Genomic DNA, 20012 nt, shown 5'->3' on the forward strand with positions numbered 1-20012 from the left:
TCATGATAGAAAATAAAGAAAAGATGGTTTCTGTGTATGCAGAGGCTAACCCGAACCCGGAGTCGATGAAGTTTGTGATGAACGTGCAACTGCTGCCTGATGGCCAGAGCGTGGATTATCCGAACCTGGAGAGTGCCCTGGAATCGCCGCTGGCGCAGGAGCTTTTTAACTTCGACTACGTTTCGCGCGTGTTTATCGCGAGCAATTTTGTTACCGTAACAAAATCTGCTAATCTGGAATGGGTAAAACTTATCCCGGAACTGCGCACTTTCCTGAAGTCATACGTTGAGGCCGGCGGGCCGATCTTTAACGAAGGCTTCTCGGCAGCTAAGCCTGAGGCAACGGCCGGCAACGGCGAAACCTCTGCCGAAGACGCAGACATCGCCAAGAAAATCACAGACCTGCTTGATAACTATGTGCGCCCGGCCGTAGAGCAGGATGGCGGTAACATTACATTTAAGTCTTACAACGATGGTATCGTTACGGTGCACCTGCAGGGTTCTTGCAGCGGTTGCCCATCTGCTACGGTAACGCTTAAAGCCGGTATCGAGAACCTGCTGAAGCGCATGGTGCCTGAGGTAAAAGAAGTTGTAGCTGACGGCGTTACGATCTAAAGTATAGCCTAATTCTTATAAAGTATGAAAGCCAGCTCCTGAAAAGGGCTGGCTTTTTATATGTGCCTAAGTATACTTTGGGCGGGCAAGTATAAAAACAGCCCGAAGCAGAAGCTTCGGGCTGTTTTTATACTTGTAAAGCTACGCTTAGCGGGTTGCTACAACGGGCTTTTCCTTTTTCTTGGTTGTATCTACTACAATCGGCGTTGCAATGAACAGCGATGAGTACGTGCCGAATACTACACCAATGATCATGGCCAGCGAGAAGCTGCGAAGTACCTCACCTCCGAAGAAGAACAGTACAACAACTACCAGGAACAAGGTAAGCGATGTAATGATCGTACGGCTGAACGTGCTAATCAGGGCTGGGTTTACAACCTCTCTGATGCCTGAACGTGGGTTATCGTTTAGGTATTCACGCACACGGTCAAAGATTACCACGGTATCGTTAATAGAGAAACCGATGATGGTAAGCACTGCCGCGATAAACACCTGGTCCATTTCGTAAGAGATGCCGAACAGGTTCAGGATAGAGAACACCGCAATGATCATCAGGGCATCGTGAAGGAGGGCTACCACGCCACCCAACGAGAACTGCCACTTTCTGAAACGAAGCATCACATAAAGGAAGATACCAACCAGTGCCAGTAATACTGCAATCAAGGCAGTGTTCTGGATGTCGTCGGCCATGGTGGCACCAACTTTAGAAGAGCTCAGTATCTCAGGAGTAAGGTTGCTGTACTCCTGAAGGCCTTGCTCCAGGGCTGCAGCCACTTTCTCATCCGCCTCTGCGCTCTCGTCGTCGGCTAGCCAGCTTGTAATTACTTTCAGTCGGTTAGATGCGCCAAAGGTTTTCACCTCTGTACCAGCCTGCTGGAAATCATCCATCAGCGCAGAACGCACATCAGATGCCGGAATAGCCTGGTCAAACTCGATCACGTAAGAGCGACCGCCTCTGAAGTCTACACCCAGATTCGGGCCTTTAATGGCCATAGCCACAATACCGAACACAAGTATGAACAGGGAGAAAGCATAAGCTGGTTTTCTATACTTCATCACATCAAATGTGATGTTACGGAACATCTTGTCGGCCAGCGAAGTAGAGAAGGCAAGTTTGCCACCTTTCTTAAAGGCGTTCTCAACAAACAGCCTGGAGATAAATACAGAAGTAAAGAATGAGGTAACGATACCGATCATCAACGTGATGGCGAAACCTTTAACCGGGCCTGAGCCGAAGAAGTAAAGGATAAAGCCTACGATGAAGGTTGTTACGTTCGCGTCAAAGATTGTCCAGAATGCCTTGTCGTAACCTGCGTTGATGATTTCGCGCATGCTCAGGCCTTTGGCCGATTCCTCTCGCATACGCTCAAAGATCAGGACGTTTGCATCCACGGCCATACCTAATGTAAGCACGATACCGGCAATACCTGGCAAAGTAAGCGCTGCACCAAACTGGGCAAGCACACCAAGTATAAAGAACACGTTGAAAAGCAGTGAAAGGTCAGCAATGAAACCACCGCGGCTGTAGTAAGCGATCATGAATATTACCACGATTGCAAAACCAGCCAGCGTAGAGATCAGACCCTGGTTGATAGCCTCCTGGCCCAGTGACGGACCAACGATAGCCTCTTCCACGATACGGGTTGGGGCTGGCATTTTACCGGCTTTCAGGATGTTTGCAAGGTCTTGCGCCTCCTCAATCGTGAAGTTACCGGAGATAGAGGAGTTACCGCCTGTGATCTCGCCTTGTACTACCGGTGCAGAGTATACATAGTTATCCAGTACGATAGCCACCTGGCGACCTACGTTGTCACCTGTCAGGCGTGCCCATTTCTTAGCTCCTGTTGGGTTCATGTTCATGTTGATCTCCGGGCGGCCAGTCTGGTCAAAGTCCTGGCGGGCATCGTTGATAACCTCACCCGTCATTGGGGCTTTGCCATCACGACCTTTCTTAATAGCGTAAACCTCTACAAACTCAGCACCGTTGTCGCCAGTGATTGGCTTAACACCCCATGCAAACTTCATGTTCGGAGGCAGTATAGCGCGTACATCCGAGCGGCTGAACAGTTCGTTGATTTTAGCTGTATCGCGCACATTGGCGCCCAGGCCACCTGGCATTTGTGTAAACAAGCTGGCAAGCACGCCTGTCTGCGGCGTAGCCAATGAGTCTGCCTGAGGGGCAGCAGCTACAGCTGTAGTATCGGTAGTAGCGGTTGTGTCGTTAGCGGCGGCTTGTGCCAGCACATCCTGCGATGCATCAGCTACGGTAGCCTGGTTGCCTTTTACTTCTCCGGCAGCAGCGGTAGCGCCGTTAATGTTAAGCTTACCGGCTTTCTGCTGCTCATCCAGGTATTGGCCTACCTGCATAAAGTATGGGCCAAACTCCTGCGGCGACCATACTTCCCAGAACTCCAGGTTGGCCATGCCTTGCAACAGTTTGCGTACGCGGTCTGGGTTGTCGATACCCGGAAGCTCGATCTGAATACGGCCAGTACCTTTCAGGCGCTGGATGTTCGGCTGTGTTACACCGAAACGGTCAATACGCGTGCGAAGGATGTTGAAAGAGCGGTCGATAGCGTCTTCCACTTCAGCCTGTATCACTTCAACCACCTGCTCGTTCGTAGACTCGTAGCTGATTTTGCCACGGTTGGCTGTGTTAGAGAAGATGCGGCTCAGGCGTCCGTTTGGCTCTACCTCGCGGTATGCCTCGGCAAAAAGCGTAGTGAAACGCTCCTGGCTGTTACGCTGCAGTTCCTGTGCACGGTCCAGCGCCTTGAGGAAGTTAGGGTCCTTGCTGTTGCCAGACATAGACTTGATGATCTCTACAGGCGATACCTCAAGCACCACGTGCATACCACCTTTCAGGTCAAGGCCCAGGCCAAGCTCGTTTTCCTTTACGTCCTGGTACGTTAGGCCCATAAACACAGGCTCTTTCCAGATAGAATCCAGGTACGACTGCTTTTTAATCAGGTCGACATTGCCTTGTGCATCCGTGGCATAGGCCTCGGCTTTGCTTTGCACATTGCGGGCAATGAACGAGAACGACAGGTAGTACAGGCATAGCGCCGATACAATCACCGTCAGAACGATAATGAGTGATTTGTTCCGCATTGTTAAGTTTAAAGTATGTATTGAGTAAATTTTTGGATACAGGTATACTTCTCTCCCTGAGTGCTTTAAGTATAACTTAAAAGCGTGTAAAGTATGTTCCGCCGGCCACTAAGCAGGGCAGTACGGCTACACAAAAAACAGGGAAATGTAGGAAAGGAGAGGGCGCAGCCTAGGGAGCGTTAGGCTGTATGGTGTTGGGGATAAGCTGAGCTACAAAACCGTTCCCGGGAGGAATGGTGGTGTAGGCAGCCAATAAGTTATCGGTTGGCTGGCCAAAGTATGGCTGTGAGGGCAGTGGCTCGATATCCTGTTGCAGGTCGAGGGCCACAAAAGAGGTAGTGCCCTCCAAGGACACCTTCTGCTTTACAACCGTTTTAGTATCTGTATCCGGGGCAGTGGCCAGTTTGGAGGCTGGCTGCTGCGCAGTGCCGTTAGCCGAGGTAAACGCCACCACTTCCTGGCCGTTGAGCATGAGCGCCCACAGCAGGGTTACCGACATCAAAAGATGCCTGAAATGGCAGGATATGTTCGTGGCTTTTGGCATGTAGTACCGCAAATATGAAATCTTTTCTCTAAAAAAAGAAATCTTAGCGGTTAATATCGATAAATCGTTTCACATCCTGTTTCTTTCCGATAAGCAGCAGGATATCTGACGGATAAATAATGGTGTCGGCTTTAGGCACGCCAATGATGTGCTCCACCTGCGTTGGCTTACCGTCCTGGATCTCCTCGAAGAATCGCTTGATCGTGATCAGGTTCAGGTTATACTTCTCGCGGAGCGATATTTTGGCTACGCTACGGTTGGCTATGTTGCGCGGCGCGTTAATCTCCACAATCTCATAATTATCAGGCAGGGGAAGGAAGGTGCGTATGCTTGGCTGCAGCAGGCGCTCGGCCACGGTTTTACCAACCTCACCCTCCGGCGACAGAATCTCCTGCACGCCCATTTTCTCCAAGATGCGGCGCTGCTGCTTGTTGGAGGCACGGGTTATCACGCGCTTTACATTAAGCTCCTGCAGGTTGGCAGTAGTAATGAGCAAGGCCTCAAAATCCTCCCCAATGGCTACGATCACGGCATCCATATCCCCGATGTTCTGCGCCTCCAGGGCACGAATATCGGTGGCGTCCAGGGCTACGGCATAGGCAACCTGGTCTTTGATGGCCTCTACATGGTCTTCGTCGTTATCAATAGCGATAACCTCGGCTCCGCGCTCTGCCAGGGTAGTGGCAATGGAGTTCCCGAAAATGCCCAACCCGATTACCGCAAATTTATGCCTCATGCTTTTATCTTGGCGTTTAGGAATGTGGTGAGAACATCTAGTCCGCGCTCAAAGTTAGCGTTGTTCGGGATGATAATGTCCGCGTCGTTTTTGTAAGGTTTGATATACTTCTCGTAGGTTGGGGCAACATGGTGCGTGTACCGGTACAGCACGTCATCCAGGTCGTAGCCGCGTTCTACTTTGTCGCGTACAATGCGGCGCTGCAGTTTAATGTACTCTTTGGCATCAATGTATACTTTCAGGTCCAGCAGGTTGGCTATCTCCTCAAAGTAAAACACAAAGATGCCTTCTACCACCACGATCGGGGCTGGCCGGAACTCCAGCTGCTTGGGCACCACGTTTGGGTTGTTAAAGGTATACTCGGTACGGTAAACGGTTTCACCTTGGCTCACCTTCAGGATGTCATGGGCATAGGCCTCGTCATCGATGCAGGACGGCAGGTCGAAGTTTACGATTCCGTTTAGGTCTTTTGTTTGGTGCTCGCGCGCTTTGTAATAATTGTCCTGAGAGATCAGGCAAATATTTTCAGGGGCAAAAGAAGTAAGCAGCTTATTCAAAAAAGTGGTTTTTCCTGAAGCACTACCTCCTGTAATCCCGACGATGAATGGCTTTTGCATAGGAAGCTATAGTTTCAGGTCACAAAATTACGACTTTAGCAGGTATATGGCCACATGCAAGCTCATTTTTTATACACGTTTGGCTTACAGGGCCTTTAAAAAGCTAACCAGTTGCTCTATAGCGCGGCCACGGTGGCTTATTTTGTTTTTCTCCTCGGCGCTCATCTGGGCAAAGGTCTGCGTGTAGCCGTCAGGCATAAACACAGGGTCATAGCCAAAGCCTCTGTCGCCGTGCCAGCCCTCGGTTATACTTCCTGTTACGGTGCCCTCAAACTGGTGTTCCTGCCCGTCCAGGATCAGCGTTATACTTGTGCGGAAGCGGGCTTTCCTATTCGGCTGCCCCTTTAGGCTTTCCAGCAACTTATTAATATTATCGCTGTCGGAGCGCTGCGGGCCGGCATAGCGGGCAGAGTATACGCCTGGCTCTCCGTTCAGTGCCTCTACCTCCAGGCCGGTGTCGTCGGCGAAGCAGCTCACATTAAAGTGCTGCCATACATACGCCGCCTTCTGGTGCGAATTGCCTTCCAGGGTATCTTGTTCCTCGGGCAACTCCACGGTGCAGCCGATATCCTGCAGGCTTAACAGTTCGTACTTGCCTTGCAGCATTTGGCTTACTTCAGCCAGTTTATGTTTGTTATTGGTAGCGAAGCAGAGTTTCTTCATGTGGGGTGCTGGTTAAATTAGTTAATAAGTTAAAGCTGTACGGGCAGTTGGCCATTAATGCAAGTATGCGCCAAAGTTATCATCGTCCAGCACCACGTCAATGCGTTCGTTAATAGTGGTGGCCAGCGAGTAGCCGGTGTAGGTAGCAGCGATAGGGTAGAGCGGGTGGTGGCGGTCTACGAGCGTGGCAACCTCCACTTTCTTCGGGTTCTGCGGCAGGAACGTGCTTAATGTATAAGCCAGCGTTTTGCCGGTGTTTAGCACATCATCCACCAGAATAACGGCCTTGCCAGTTATACTTATATTTTCGGGCTGCAGCTGCACTTGCTCCTGCAGCGGGGCTGCTTTGTTGAGCGTGATGCGCAGCAAATATACTTTAAGCGGAGATATGTGCTCCAGCTGCGCGGCCAGCATCTCGGCCAAGGTATAACCATCCAGGTGGATGCCTGCCAGCACAAGCTCCTGCTCCTCAAAGTTGCGCTCATAAATCTCGTAGGCCATGCGCGTTACCTTCTGCTCGATCTGGGCCCGGTCCAGAATCAGGTTTTGGGCGTGTGTCTGTGGTGTCATAGGTTCTTGAGGGGCTAGGGTTTATGGTGTTTTATACGTTTACCGCTTAGGCAAATTTAAGAAGATAATTGCTTTAGCCGCAGCTTTTAATAACTGTACAAAATAATTTGGCTTATAGCGTTTTACTTTACATAAATCTTATTAAATTTGCAGTCCGATTCAGAAATTAAGGTTAATTAACGTTTAGAATAATGAAAAAAGGCATTCACCCAGAATACAGACAGGTGGTTTTCCAGGATATGACAAGTGATTTTAAATTTATCACTCGTTCTACTATGACTTCTGATGAGACTATCACAATGGAAGATGGCAAAGAGTATCCGGTAATCAAGGTGGAGGTTTCTTCTGCTTCTCACCCGTTCTACACTGGTAAAAACATCTTTGTGGATACAGCTGGACGTGTTGAGAAATTCAACAAGCGTTACACAAAAAAATAAGCGGTTAATTCCGGTTAAAACGTTTCAAGAGAAAAGTCTTCCTGATCTAATCGGGAAGACTTTTTTATTTTTAGCCGGCACAAAGTGCTTGGCGCAGTTGCTGTTATCTCGGAAAGCTTATAGAGGCACTTTTATAACCGAAAACTATGAGAGTAACAATTGCTTACCTGTTTGCCTTTCTAGCCACTCGCACTTTAGCTGCCTGCGGCACAACCGAGAAAGTCGGCCCAACGCCGGAGCCGGTCGATAAAATGTTAACTTTCGAGGTGTCGGGCAATCATGACTTTTCTTACAGCCGGTATGGTGAGGAGCAGCTGACAATGCAACTGATTATCAGTAGAAAAGAGAAGTATGAGCCAGACGCCATAGGAAAGCAGGTTTTTGACAGCGCTTTGACGATGCCATTAACAGCACTGCCTTTGCGGGCAAACCGGTTGGTGATTAAGAAACTGGTGCCAGCTGTGGTAGATGTGCAAGAAAGTATATTTGTAACTGGTGGGTATCATTGCAAGCAAACAGCATTTGGCAAGAACTATACTTTCCACGCTGAGAGGAAAGCATTGTGCAACTCACAGGCTATTAGCATAGCATTACACCGCGCGTGAAAGATTACACTTAATTAAGCCAGTCTTCCTGAATTATTTCGGGAAGACTTTTCTATTTTTGTGCTATGAACATAATTCTCTTTGATGACCCGGCCATTAGGCAAAATCTTCTGCCGCTGACTTTTACAAGGCCGGTGGCATACCTTAGAGTTGGTATACTCACGCTGGCCGAGAAATGGCAGCAGCGCACGCATGCCGTAGTGTCTACGCTAGCCGCTGATTACCTGCAACATAAGTATAACCCGCACGCTAAGGAGCGCAACTATTATGTAAATGGTGCGCTTTTACCCAGCACAGACATTCTGCAGGAGCTCAGTGCACTAGGCTTTGGGGAGTCTGTTTGGCAAAATGGTATTTTGCTGGCTTACCATGGCAACTATGTAGAAAGCAACGGAACAGACGAGCTGCTTACAATTGCCGCAAGCAGCCGGAAAAAAGATTATGCCGGCCATGCACTGCTGATTAAAGACTTGTGGGAAATCTTCCTGTACAATGGCCAGGAAATTCGCAGCGATTATGAAATGCTGACGGAAGGGCGCCAAAGCGAGCCAATCGGAGATAAACATACGATCGTGTACAACGAGGAGAATATCTTCATTGAGAAGGGTGTAAAAATCCGGGCGGCTATACTTAACGCAGAGAACGGACCTATATATATTGGTAAGAACGCTCAGATACACGAAGGAGCCGTTATTAAAGGCCCATTTAGCCTGGGCGAGGAGAGCCATATAAACGTAGGCGGCAAAATGCGCGGCGACGTAAGCATCGGCCCGTTCTGCAAGGTAGGCGGTGAGGTGGCAGCTTCCGTTATTTTCGGATATACCAACAAAGGCCACGAAGGCTACCTGGGCAATTCTGTGCTGGGCGAGTGGTGCAATATCGGCGCCGATACCAATACTTCTAACCTAAAGAACAATTACGCCGAGGTGAAGATCTGGAACTATGCCAAAGGCGGTTTCAAGAACACCGGGCAACAGTTTTGCGGCCTTATCATGGGAGACCATAGCAAATGCGGCATCAACACTATGTTTAACACGGGCACGGTGGTAGGTGTTAGTGCTAATATCTTCGGCCCAGGTTTCCCGCGTAATTTTATACCTTCGTTTAGCTGGGGCGGAGCCGCCGGTTTCGAAACGTTTCAGATGCGCAAGGTGGTAGAAGTGGCAGAAAAAGTAATGGAGCGCCGCAACAAAAAGCTAGACGAGGTAGAGCGCGGAATACTGAACCAAGTCTTCGAGCAAACAAAGCAATACCGCGTTTGGGATAAGAAAATTTAATTGCTGGTTGTTAATTGCTGATTGTTGTTTCCGTGAATAGGCTTTGTCGTTTGCTGTTAAAACGACTGTCGTGCAAATTCTCTTAAACAAATCATTTCAGTGTAGTTAACAATCAACAATTTAACAATCTAACAATTTAAATAAGTGCAGTTTTCACAGATTATAGGCCATCAGGAGGCGAAGCAGCTGTTGCTGAAATCGGTGCAGCAGAACCATGTGGCGCATGCGCAGCTGTTTCTGGGGCAGGAGGGAAGCGCAAACCTGGCGCTGGCGCTGGCTTACGCCACGTACATTAACTGCGAAAACAAACAGCCCGATGATTCATGTGGAACATGTGGCAGCTGCGTGAAAATGAACAAGCTGGTGCATCCCGACTTTAACTTCGTGATGCCGGTAACCTCCACCAAAAGCGTGAGCAAGGATGCGCTGAGCAGCAAGTTCATGAACGAGTGGCGCGAGTTTATACTTGCCAGCCCGTTTCAGGGGCTAAACGAGTGGATGCAGCACATCGGGACAGAGAATAAGCAAGGCATTATCTCGAAAGACGAAAGCCGCCAGTTGGTAAAGCTGGTATCGCTGAAGGCTTTTGAGGGGAACTATAAGATTGTGGTGATCTGGCTGCCAGAGCTGATGCACCCTTCTGCGGCCAACGCCCTACTGAAGCTGCTGGAGGAGCCGCCTGCCCAAACCCTGTTTTTGCTGGTAGCGCAGTCGGCGGAGAAGCTGCTGGCCACCATTACCTCGCGCACGCAGATCATGCAGGTGCGTAACTTTACCGAGCAGGAGGTGGTGCAGTTTGTGCAGCAAAAGTATAACCTGGAGCCGGACCGAGCCACCCAGATCGCGCAGCTGGCCGAAGGCAGCCTGAACGCAGCGGCCAAACTCACCAACGAGATCAGCAGCGATTATTTTTCCTTCTTCACCGAATGGATGCGCCACTGCTACAGCTATAAGTTTAAGGAGTTGATCGATATGAGCGACAAGTTTCAGACGCTGGGCCGAGAGAACCAGAAGAACTTTCTGCTATACGCGCTCAACCTGTTCCGGAAAGTAATGCTTTTCGGCGTGGATACCTCGCTGATATCGTTTTTGCCTCCCGCCGAGCTAGACTTTGTTCAGAAGTTCTCGAAGGTGATTACAGGAAACAACGCCGGGGAGCTGGCCGAAGAGCTAAACCAGGCGCATTACCACATTGAGCGCAACGCAAACCCCAAAATGGTGTTCGTAGACAGTTCCATCCAGATCGCTGGCTTTCTGCGCAAAGGGTAATTGATTGATGAATTGTTGGTTGGTGATAGTTTGCAGGAATAACCGTGGGTTTGGGAAAGCAGTTTTCATCGACCTCACTTAAAAGTATAAACGGAGGCTGAGCAAAGTATAAAGTGTAGCTGCAGCCTCGCATAAAGTATAACATGTCAGAAGATATTAAGGATAAAACCATACGTATTGGCACACGCGGAAGCAAGCTAGCCCTTTGGCAAGCCGAGGAGACTGCCGCAAAACTGCAGGCTGCCGGCTTCAAAACCGAGCTTGTGATCATCAGCACCAAAGGCGACCAGGTACTTGATAAATCACTGGACAAGATTGGCTCGAAAGGAGTATTTACTGAGGAGTTGGAGGTGAGCCTGCGCGAAGGCCAAGTAGAGATTGCCGTGCATAGCGCCAAGGATGTGCAGTCTTCCATCCCGGCAGACCTGGAGTTGGTGGCATTTATGGAGCGCGAGCAGGTAAACGATGTGCTGGTGTCTTTTGACCCGGACTTTAAGCTGGAGCCAGAAAGCAACGCCATTATAGGTACATCTTCCACGCGCCGTAAAGCCTTGCTCAAGAAGTATTACCCAAACATCAGCACCGCAGAATCCAGAGGGAACCTGCAAACGCGCCTGCGCAAGCTGGAGGAAAAGCAGTTTGATGCCCTGATGCTGGCCTATGCCGGTGTGTACCGCATGGGCTATGACAACCTGATCGTGCATACGTTCCCGGAGGGCCAGTTTGTGCCCGCCGCAGGGCAGGGCAGCGTAGCCATAGAGTGTGCCCGTAACTTGGAGCCTGAACTGAAAAAAGCACTCAAGCAAGCCCTTAACCATACCAACACACATGTTTGCCTGCTAGCAGAGCGAGCGTTTTTGCGCACCATGGAGGGCGGCTGCAGCATCCCATCGTTTGCGTTGGCTACCCTAACTGAAGAAGGCATAAGTATAACTGGCGGTATCGTGAGCCTGGATGGTAAAACCCTGCTGCAGGAAACATTGGAAGGCCCAACCGTAACTGCTGAGGAAATGGGAGAGGAACTGGCCAACATCATCCTGAACCAGGGCGGCGACGAAATCTTAAGAAGCATAAAATCTGAAAGAGACGAGTAAGGCCGCGAATTAGCACATACCTGCCGCACTAAACGTACAGCAGAATAAATCAAAAAAGGTCGCCTGGCAACAGGCGACCTTTTTTGATCAATCAGTAAAGTATAAATCATTAGGCTTTAATGGCTTCTGCTTCCACAGCCTCTTCGGTAAGCGGTTGCTTCTTAGATGAGCGGGCGTATGCCAGAAACGCTTGCATGTCGCGCTTTACAACCGGAGCCAGCAAGTATAAACCGATCATGTTCGGGATGCTCATGGCAAACAGCATAGCATCGGAGAAGGCTACCACGGCACCAAGTTGCAGCGGGGCACCCAGCACAATAAACGCGCAGAAAAGCACCTTAAAGCTGATGTCTGCGGTCCTGGTGTGGCCGAAAAGGTACGTCCAGGACTTTAGGCCATAGTATGACCAGGTAATCATGGTAGAGAAGGCGAACAGGATTACAGCGCCCGCAAGTATGATCGGGAACCAGCTGATAACCGTGGCAAAGGCCGTAGAGGTTAATGCAATGCCATCGCCGGCAGCATCCAGCTGGTAAGCACCGGATACGATAATTACCAGGGCTGTCATGGTGCAAACCACTACGGTATCAATAAAAGGCTCCAAAGAGGCTACAAAGCCCTCTGTTACCGGAACATTGGTTTTAACGGCAGAGTGCGCAATAGAAGCCGAGCCAATACCTGCCTCGTTAGAGAACATACCACGGCGCAAGCCCTGTATCATTACACCAACCACACCACCGCCAAGCGCAGAGGCTGTAAAGGCACCTTCAAAAATGGCTGCAAAGGCTTCCGGAATGTGCGTAAAGTTTGCCAGCAGCACAATAATGGCTGCTACAATGTAAATACCGCACATCAGGGGCACTACTTTCTCGGTAACGCGCGCAATGCTTTTCATGCCGCCAAGTATAACCAGGCCTACCAGCACCGCCATAATTAACCCGAAAATCCAAGCGTTACCGCCTCCAAAGAAAGACGAAGCCTCGCCACCCGTTACAGAGATAAACTGCTGCGTGGCCTGGTTAATCTGGAACATATTACCGGCTCCAATTGCACCTCCAATACACATAATAGCAAAGAAGGCAGCCAAAAATTTACCCACGCCAGCCATGCCGCGCTCGCTCAGGCCTTTGTTGAGGTAATGCATCGGGCCACCAGATACGGTGCCGTCTTCGTGGGTGTCGCGGTATTTCACGCCCAGGGTGCAGGAAACGAATTTAGACGACATGCCTAGCAAGCCGGCCAGAACCATCCAGAAAGTAGCGCCCGGGCCACCCAACGAAATGGCAATGGCTACACCGGCAATATTGCCAAGGCCCACCGTGCCCGAAACGGCAGCAGTTAGCGCCTGGAAATGAGAAACCTCGCCCGGGGCACCCTCTTGGTTATACTTGCCGCGCACAATATCCAGGGCATGGCGGAAGCCGCGAATGTTGATGAAGCCGAGGTAAAACGTGAAAAACAACGCACCGGCAAGCAGCCAAACCAGTATCAAGGGTATAGCCATGTCATCGGTGATGCGCAGTTCATAGAAGATGATATCAGAGATAAACTGCGCTGTTGGGCCCACGGCAGCATCAATCTGTTCATCAATAGTAGCATTGGGCGTTTGGGCAAGGAGGGAACTACAGGCCCCCAAACTGAGCACTGCAGAAAGTAAGAATTTTTTCATTTATGAGGTTAAGTTGATTAGTCCGTATTCCTAAATTTAACTTTTTCTGCCGCCAATGTAAAGTTTACGGCCAGATTGCATACACCAGTACATAAATTAATTGATATAGTTATATTTTAAAAATTGTCTGACCTGAATTTGCCTGAGCAGTTGTCCCTGTTATACTTTGCATATTACTCCCTTTGATACAAGCTTGCGCTAAAAAAGCCCGAAACATTACATAGAGAGCCAAAAAGGTTTAATTTTGAGAACCTGCCAGCTATGGCCGGCAACAAGTATGAACTAAAACAGAACAAGATCAGAAGTATGAAGCTCCTTAAACGTATAGCTGCTTTGGCCTTAGCTGCCATGCTGCCATTAGCCGTATCAGCCCAAAAACCCAAAGGCAAAGACCAACTCGTAACCATCTCCACGGCACAAGGCGATATAAAGCTGGTGCTGTTCGACGATACGCCGCAACACAAGGCTAACTTCCTGAAACTGGCCAAAGAGGGTTTTTACAATGGCACCAACTTCCACCGCGTGATAGACGGCTTTATGATACAGGGCGGCGATCCGAACACCAAAGACGATGACCCGCGCAACGACGGGGCAGGTAGCCCGGGCTATACCGTACCCGCCGAAATCAATCCGGCGCACAAGCATGTGCGCGGAGCTGTGGCAGCTGCCCGCCAGGACGACCGCGTGAACCCCTCCCGCGCAAGCAGCGGCTCGCAGTTTTATATAGTGGAAAACCACAACGGCACCCCTATGCTGGATGAAGTATACACTGTGTTCGGGCAGGTGGTGGATGGCCTGGAGGTAGTGGACAAAATAGCCGAGCTGCCGAAAGATGGCCGCGACCGCCCGCTGTCTGACGTGAAAATGAAAGTAAGTGTGGAAGCGGTGAAGAAGAAGAAGATCGCCAAGAAGTATGACTACAACTATAGCACCCAAACACTGGAAAAGAAATAACTATGGAAAGAATACTGATTACAGGATCTAACGGGCTGCTGGGGCAAAAACTTGCCGAGCTGCTGTTACCCAACCCAGAAGTAGAAGTACTGGCTACCAGCCGTGGCGAAAACAAACTGGCCGCCCTTTACCCAACTTTGGCATTCAGAAGTATGGATGTAACCAGGCCCGAGCAGGTAGAGCAGGTGGTAAGCGAGTTTCAGCCTACGCACATCATCCACACGGCAGCCATGACCAACGTGGACCAATGCGAAAGCGACCGTGACGGGGCCATACTGCTAAACCGTGATGCGGTGCAGTATCTAGTAAGTGCCTGCGAGAAGTACAACGCCCATCTCATTCATGTAAGCACCGACTTTATATTTGATGGCGAAAACGGCCCTTACGATGAAGAAGCTGCGGCAAACCCCGTGAATTTCTACGGCGAAACCAAACTGATGGCAGAAGAAGTGGTAAAGCAGGCCAAATGCAAATGGGCCATTCTGCGCACCGTGCTGGTGTATGGCGTTGCCCACGACTATGGCCGCTCCAACATAGTGCTTTGGGTGCGCGATAGCCTGCAGGCCGGCAAAGTAATTAAAGTGGTTACAGACCAGTTCCGGACGCCAACCCTGGCCGAGGACCTGGCAATGGGTTGCTGGCTTGCCGCTGACAAGGACGCCGAAGGTATCTACAACATCTCTGGTAGCGAAATGCTAACACCTTACGACATGGCTATGCAGGTGGCAGACTTCTTTGCCTTAGATAAATCTCTGATAGACAAGGCTGATGCCAATACTTTCTCGCAGCCTGCCAAGCGCCCGGCGCGCACAGGCTTTATTATCCGTAAAGCAGAAACTGAGCTGGGCTACCGCCCTCATACTTTTGACGAGGGCATCAGGCTGGTAGCGGAGCAGGCAGCGGTGCAACAATAGTTTTCCGGAGACTTTATTTCACTAACCCAACATTAAAAATATCTGATTTTTAATGGAGCTATCGGATGCATTATCTATATTGTATTCCTAAATTTCAGTTTATTACGACCTTAGTACCTTAACCAAACTAAACTAACTAAACACTTCTACCTTATTTTATGAGTGCTAACAAAGAATCCTGGGGCTCACGCGTCGGTCTGATTTTGGCGATGGCCGGTAACGCCGTAGGTCTCGGAAACTTCCTGCGATTCCCGGTGCAGGCGGTGCAGAACGGCGGTGGCGCGTTCATTATCCCTTACCTTGTCTGCTTTTTAGTAATGGGTATTCCCCTCCTCTGGATAGAATGGTCTATGGGCCGCTTCGGAGGCAAGTTCGGGCACCACTCCACACCGTTTATTGTGGATACCATGCACAAGAACAGACTTTGGAAGTATATTGGCGTGTTCGGTATCTGGACAAACATTGCCGTTGCCTCTTACTACTGCTACCTTGAGTCCTGGACGCTTTCTTACGTCTTCCATTCGATAGGAGGAACTTTCGCTGGTTTAGACCAGGATGGCGTGGCAGCGTTTTTTAACGAGTACGTAAGCTTAGGCAAGTCAACGTTAGGCATCCCTTTTGAGCCTATCGTGTTCTTCGTGATCTGTTTGCTGCTTAACACCTGGATTCTTTCGCAGGGCTTAGCCAAAGGTGTAGAGCGTGTGGCTAAAATCGGTATGCCGATGCTTATTGTGTTTGGTGCGTTTCTGGCCTATAAAGGCTTTACAGTGACTGCCGGCGAGAACGGTGCCATCAACGACAGCGCTGTGGGCCTTAATTTTCTCTGGACTCCAAACTACGATCAGCTTTGGTCGCCGACAGTATGGCTTGCCGCAGCCGGCCAGATTTTCTTCACGCTGTCAGTAGGTATGGGTACAGTGCATTGCTACGCTTCCTATGTGCGCTCTAAAGACGATATTGCCCTGAATGCTATGTCGGCTGGTTGGATGAACGAATTCGTAGAGGTTGTATTAGGCTCTTCTATTCTGATCCCGATCTCAATCGGTTACCTTGGTATCGATCGCGTAACAGAACTGGTGCAACTAGGTGGCTTAGGCCTTGGCTTTAAAACCTTGCCATACTTGTTCTTCCAATGGGGCGATACAATTGGTGCTGTTGCTGGTTTTATGTGGTTTGGCTTGCTCTTCTTTGCGGGTATCACATCATCACTGGCTATGGGTACACCTTGGATCGGCTTTTTGCAGGATGAGTTTAACTGGCGCCGCAAATCAGCAGCATGGTCTTTTGGCTTGATCGTACTTATACTTGGTATGCCAACTGTGCTGTTCTTTAAGTATGGGGTGTTCGATGAGTATGATTATTGGGCCGGAACGGTATCGCTGGTGGTATTTGCTTTGTTCGAGACGATTCTGTTTGCTTGGGTGTTTGGTATGAACAAAGGGTGGCGCGAGATCAACTCCGGTGCCGATATTAAAGTGCCGGGTATTTACCGCTTCATCATCAAGTTTATCACGCCGCTGTTGTTGCTGTGGGTATTTATCGGGTCTTTGGTTACGCCAAAAGGCGGTGACTGGGGAGCGGCCCTAAGCGGAAACTGGGTGCTGGATAACAGCTCGATCATCAAAAAGCTGATGAACGCAGATCTGAAGGAGAAGTTGGCCGCAGCCACTGACCCTGCCGTGATTCAGCAACTGCAGGATACGCTGTTCTTCGTGAACGCCTCACGTGTATTGCTGGTAACTGTATTCCTGAGCATTGCGCTGCTGGTATACATTGCCTATAAGAAAAGAGTTAGAGAAGGACGAATTTAACGAACCATGAATACATCTGCACTTGTTGTCATGCTTGCCACTATGTTTTTGGTAACTGGCCTAATGATATATTTTTTCATACGGGTAATAAATACGCCGCCTAAACCGGAACCTGATTCTTACCTTGATAACGACGACGAACCTGAACGCCAGGTAAGACCGTAGAAGCATACATGAAAAAAATAAAGCACTGGATACGCAGAAACTTTGGCTTTTCGCAGCGCGAGGTTAACGCGTTTCTGGTGCTACTCACCTTACTGGTGCTGCTTACGGCAGCACCTTTTCTTTTTAGATGGCTTTATCCTGCGCAAAGCGGCCAGTTCTCCTCGGTGCAGGACCGGCAGTTATTGGATAGCCTGGTGGCACAGCTGGAGGCCAAGCAGCCCGAGCGAGCGGGCAAGTATAGTGTGCCTGCTGTGGCATTGCATCCGTTTAACCCAAACCAACTCAGCCTGGAGCAGTGGCAGGCTTTTGGTTTGCCAAAGTACCTGGCGCAGCGCATACTTAACTACCGCAGCAAAATCGGGGACTTAACTTACAAGGCAGAGCTAGGCAGGATCTATGGCCTCCCTGATTCGGTTTTCCAGCGGCTTTACCCTTACATTGATTTGCCTGAGCAGCGGCCCGACAAGTATAAACGCGGTGCCTATGCGGCCAACCAGCCAAACCCGACTTGGAACCGCAACCGCCCGCCCCGCGAGAAATTCATACTTGCACCCTTCAACATAAATAACGCCGATACAACACAGCTCAAGCAAATACGCGGCATAGGCAGCAAGCTATCGGCCCGGATCATAAAGTATAGAAATGGCTTGGGCGGGTTTTATACGATGGAGCAACTGCGTGAAGTGTATGGCCTGCAACCGGAAGTAGTAGATAGCCTGCTAAAGTATACCTTCGTGCCAAAAAGCAACCCAATACAGCAGCTAAGTATAAACACCGCCACTGCCGACGAGCTTAAGGCACATCCTTATATTTCCTCGAATGTGGCGCGCGCCATTGTGGCCTACCGCGAGCAGCACGGCAAGTATAAGCAAGTAGATGATCTCCGGAAGATAAAGCTGGTTACGCCAGAGCTGCTCGAGAAAGTCAGGCCCTATTTGGGGGTGGAGTAGGGAAGTTTACTCTTCAGAAGAAGGGGTTTGCTGGGTCGGTGCTTTCTTCTGCTGATCGTTTAGCCAGAGCAGCGTAGGGTTATAGGCCATATCGTGCACGCCCACGAAAAGGAAAAGGCTGGCATTGCCAGAAGTGCGGCTAAACACAACTTTTGGGTCGCGGGCAGCGAAGTACTTGTTGGCAACCTGGCCCTGCAAGCTCTCTGGCATAGCCTGCTCTTTAACAATATATTCCATTTGCTCTTGAGAAATAGTGTCCTGCGGCTGCGCCAGTATGTTAAATGCGCGGATGGAATGACTGGGCGGCACTAGTAGGTCGTTTATGCCATGTGCCAGCAAAATGGGCACGTCTTTGAGTTGCTCCATGTATGTGCTGGGGCTGCGTTTTTTCCCTTCTTCGGCAGCGGCTGTTTCTGGTAGCGGCTTTCCTCCCAAAGCGTTTTCAATTTGGGCGATATACTTGCGGTGCGGATAGTACAGGTTAAAATCATACCAGTCCGGGATGTCGAACACAGGAACCCATGCTGCCACGCCCGCCCATATTTCCGGGTGCCGACCAGCAGCTACCAGCGAGGTCATGGCACCGCCTGAGGCACCGAGCAGGTAAATACGCGTGGTGTCGATGTCGGCGTGTTCTTTGGCATAAGCTACCGCATCCACAATATCCTGTATGGCTAAATCAGATGCCATGGCATCCGGGTTATCAAAAATGCCACGGTAATTCGGCTGTATAAAGGCCCAGTCATACTTCTCGGCCCAAAGCGCAAACGGCAGCGAAGGTACCTGCAAGTATGTATTGCTCCAGCTGTGCAGCACCACAAGCAGCGGCTTGCTGCGGCTCGACTTAGAAGCATAGAAAAGTGCCGGTTCCTGTTTCCCATCCAGCGTAGACCTAATCCTGACATCCTGAATTTCTGGCAGAGCTTTTTCCCAGGCAGCCAGGCTCTCGGCGCTTACCTTGCCCGGGTACTGCTTCACGGTAGTATACTTTTCCATGCGCGCAATAGGCGGAATGGGCTTATCGTGGCGGCAGGAGGATAGCCCAAGGCAGAGGAACAGAGTGCACAGAAGTATAAATGATGGAGCGTTTATCTTCATGATAGCTTTAAACAGGCGCAAAGGTAAATATTGGTTATACTTTTAAGAGAACTGTATGCATAGAAAAATGTTGTACAAACGCTGTATAATGCTTCCTTTACGGGATGGTTTGGCTAGGTCAGAAGTACAACGATACTTACTTAACGGTCTGTTTCCTGATGCTGAAGCGTAAGTGAAGACCGTGAAAGTATATGCTGAATTACCTGCCCATATACCTCAGGCGATACCTCATGAAAGTTATCCGAAGTATCCCAGACACGGCCATCGGTAAATACGATTTTATAGTGTAGATCAGGTTTTTCAAAGCCATCAGCGTTTATGCTTTTCTCGTAGCGCGTCAAGGATCTTACATCTGATACGGTATATGTTTGCGGACGCAGCGAAAAGAAGTCGTTTATCAGGATACGATCCGCGGTTATTTCTTTATACCATCCCAAACCCAGCACCGATACAGCCAACCCGACAACTACGAAGGCCAGGCAGATTGGCCGAAGCACCCTGAACCCATCGTAGCCATGTTTTCGGTTCGTGTATTCTGTGTAGATGTCATATTCCTCGCCAAGCAGAATGCGATACAGCAGTTCCATTGGAGGCACAATCAACCCAAACCCAAAGCAAAGCCCCGATGCTAGCCAAAAAGTATCAGGCGGATAAATGGCGATGTCTACGGTACGGCCGCTAAAGATTAGGTTTTGCACATCGTTGCCGAGCAAATAGGTTATATAGCAGATAAGGCCAACAAAGAAGAAAAGCGGGATGATCGAGAAAATCTCATAGATATTATACTTGTACTGGTTGAGTTGCAGCAGCGCGTCATAGTTTTTTACAGAGCGCTGCTTGTGGGGGAACAGGCTAACGAGCAAAATAAAAACGAGTCCAGAAACAACGGAGGCGATCATAATCATCAAGGAAAA

General features: G+C 49.7%; 19 protein-coding genes. 10 read left to right on the forward strand and 9 right to left on the reverse strand.

Translation table 11 applies throughout. The features are described from left to right. Nucleotides 1-2: 2 nt before the first annotated feature. On the forward strand, nt 3-614 hold the full coding sequence (locus D1627_RS13610) for a NifU family protein (protein ID WP_119432802.1): 612 nt from the start codon (nt 3-5) through the stop codon (nt 612-614). Between the two features lie 147 nt (nt 615-761). On the opposite strand, the gene secDF is transcribed toward D1627_RS13610, so the two are convergent. From secDF to D1627_RS13640, 6 genes are all read right to left on the reverse strand, one after another. Continuing rightward, complete coding sequence (gene secDF / locus D1627_RS13615; protein WP_119432803.1) at nt 762-3725, reverse strand: protein translocase subunit SecDF; 2964 nt, start codon at nt 3723-3725, stop codon at nt 762-764. A gap of 169 nt (nt 3726-3894) precedes the next feature. Then, a complete protein-coding gene (locus D1627_RS13620; RefSeq protein WP_233555631.1) occupies nt 3895-4269 on the reverse strand; it encodes an RNA methyltransferase in 375 nt (124 codons plus the stop codon). Nucleotides 4270-4312: 43 nt separating this feature from the next. Next, nucleotides 4313-5005: a potassium channel family protein gene (locus tag D1627_RS13625; RefSeq protein ID WP_119432804.1), complete on the reverse strand. Its 693-nt coding sequence runs from the start codon at nt 5003-5005 to the stop codon at nt 4313-4315. Beyond that, nucleotides 5002-5622: a uridine kinase gene (gene udk, locus D1627_RS13630; protein ID WP_119432805.1), complete on the reverse strand. Its 621-nt coding sequence runs from the start codon at nt 5620-5622 to the stop codon at nt 5002-5004. Before udk ends, D1627_RS13625 begins: the two co-directional genes overlap by 4 nt. Before the next feature lie 84 nt (nt 5623-5706). Beyond that, entirely contained in the window at nt 5707-6285 is a 579-nt protein-coding gene (locus tag D1627_RS13635; protein ID WP_119432806.1) for a non-canonical purine NTP diphosphatase, read from the reverse strand. Between the two features lie 54 nt (nt 6286-6339). Beyond that, nucleotides 6340-6855 carry a phosphoribosyltransferase family protein gene (locus D1627_RS13640; protein ID WP_119432807.1) on the reverse strand — a complete coding sequence of 172 codons (516 nt, stop codon included), beginning with the start codon at nt 6853-6855 and terminating at the stop codon, nt 6340-6342. Nucleotides 6856-7046: 191 nt separating this feature from the next. Here D1627_RS13640 and D1627_RS13645 point away from each other — a divergent pair, with 191 nt between their 5' ends. The 5 genes from D1627_RS13645 (at nt 7047) to hemC (ending at nt 11537) form a co-directional block, all read left to right on the forward strand. Then, the gene (locus D1627_RS13645) at nt 7047-7292 is read left to right on the forward strand and encodes a type B 50S ribosomal protein L31 (protein WP_119432808.1); all 246 of its coding nucleotides are present in this window, start codon (nt 7047-7049) and stop codon (nt 7290-7292) included. Nucleotides 7293-7438: 146 nt separating this feature from the next. Continuing rightward, complete coding sequence (locus tag D1627_RS13650; RefSeq protein WP_119432809.1) at nt 7439-7897, forward strand: hypothetical protein; 459 nt, start codon at nt 7439-7441, stop codon at nt 7895-7897. A 65-nt stretch (nt 7898-7962) separates the two neighbouring features. Next, entirely contained in the window at nt 7963-9174 is a 1212-nt protein-coding gene (locus tag D1627_RS13655) for a GlmU family protein (RefSeq protein WP_119432810.1), read from the forward strand. A 144-nt stretch (nt 9175-9318) separates the two neighbouring features. Continuing rightward, the gene (locus D1627_RS13660; RefSeq protein WP_119432811.1) at nt 9319-10443 is read left to right on the forward strand and encodes a DNA polymerase III subunit; all 1125 of its coding nucleotides are present in this window, start codon (nt 9319-9321) and stop codon (nt 10441-10443) included. Nucleotides 10444-10586: 143 nt separating this feature from the next. Then, on the forward strand, nt 10587-11537 hold the full coding sequence (hemC, locus tag D1627_RS13665) for a hydroxymethylbilane synthase (protein WP_119432812.1): 951 nt from the start codon (nt 10587-10589) through the stop codon (nt 11535-11537). A 109-nt stretch (nt 11538-11646) separates the two neighbouring features. On the opposite strand, the gene D1627_RS13670 is transcribed toward hemC, so the two are convergent. Next, on the reverse strand, nt 11647-13206 hold the full coding sequence (locus tag D1627_RS13670; RefSeq protein WP_119432813.1) for an alanine/glycine:cation symporter family protein: 1560 nt from the start codon (nt 13204-13206) through the stop codon (nt 11647-11649). 306 nt (nt 13207-13512) lie between these two features. Here D1627_RS13670 and D1627_RS13675 point away from each other — a divergent pair, with 306 nt between their 5' ends. From D1627_RS13675 to D1627_RS13690, 4 genes are all read left to right on the forward strand, one after another. Beyond that, nucleotides 13513-14160: a peptidylprolyl isomerase gene (locus tag D1627_RS13675; RefSeq protein ID WP_119433032.1), complete on the forward strand. Its 648-nt coding sequence runs from the start codon at nt 13513-13515 to the stop codon at nt 14158-14160. Between the two features lie 2 nt (nt 14161-14162). Beyond that, nucleotides 14163-15074 carry an SDR family oxidoreductase gene (locus D1627_RS13680; protein WP_119432814.1) on the forward strand — a complete coding sequence of 304 codons (912 nt, stop codon included), beginning with the start codon at nt 14163-14165 and terminating at the stop codon, nt 15072-15074. Between the two features lie 158 nt (nt 15075-15232). Next, nucleotides 15233-16885, forward strand: coding sequence for a sodium-dependent transporter (locus D1627_RS13685; RefSeq protein WP_119432815.1), 1653 nt, complete (start codon nt 15233-15235; stop codon nt 16883-16885). Between the two features lie 173 nt (nt 16886-17058). Beyond that, nucleotides 17059-18000: a ComEA family DNA-binding protein gene (locus D1627_RS13690; RefSeq protein ID WP_119432816.1), complete on the forward strand. Its 942-nt coding sequence runs from the start codon at nt 17059-17061 to the stop codon at nt 17998-18000. Between the two features lie 6 nt (nt 18001-18006). On the opposite strand, the gene D1627_RS13695 is transcribed toward D1627_RS13690, so the two are convergent. After that, complete coding sequence (locus tag D1627_RS13695) at nt 18007-19098, reverse strand: alpha/beta hydrolase family protein (protein WP_119433033.1); 1092 nt, start codon at nt 19096-19098, stop codon at nt 18007-18009. 140 nt (nt 19099-19238) lie between these two features. Further along, a complete protein-coding gene (locus tag D1627_RS13700) occupies nt 19239-19997 on the reverse strand; it encodes a hypothetical protein (RefSeq protein WP_147383306.1) in 759 nt (252 codons plus the stop codon). Between the last annotated feature and the right edge of the window lie 15 nt (nt 19998-20012).

The organism is Pontibacter oryzae, from assembly GCF_003576375.1.
GTDB classification, from domain to species: domain Bacteria; phylum Bacteroidota; class Bacteroidia; order Cytophagales; family Hymenobacteraceae; genus Pontibacter; species Pontibacter oryzae.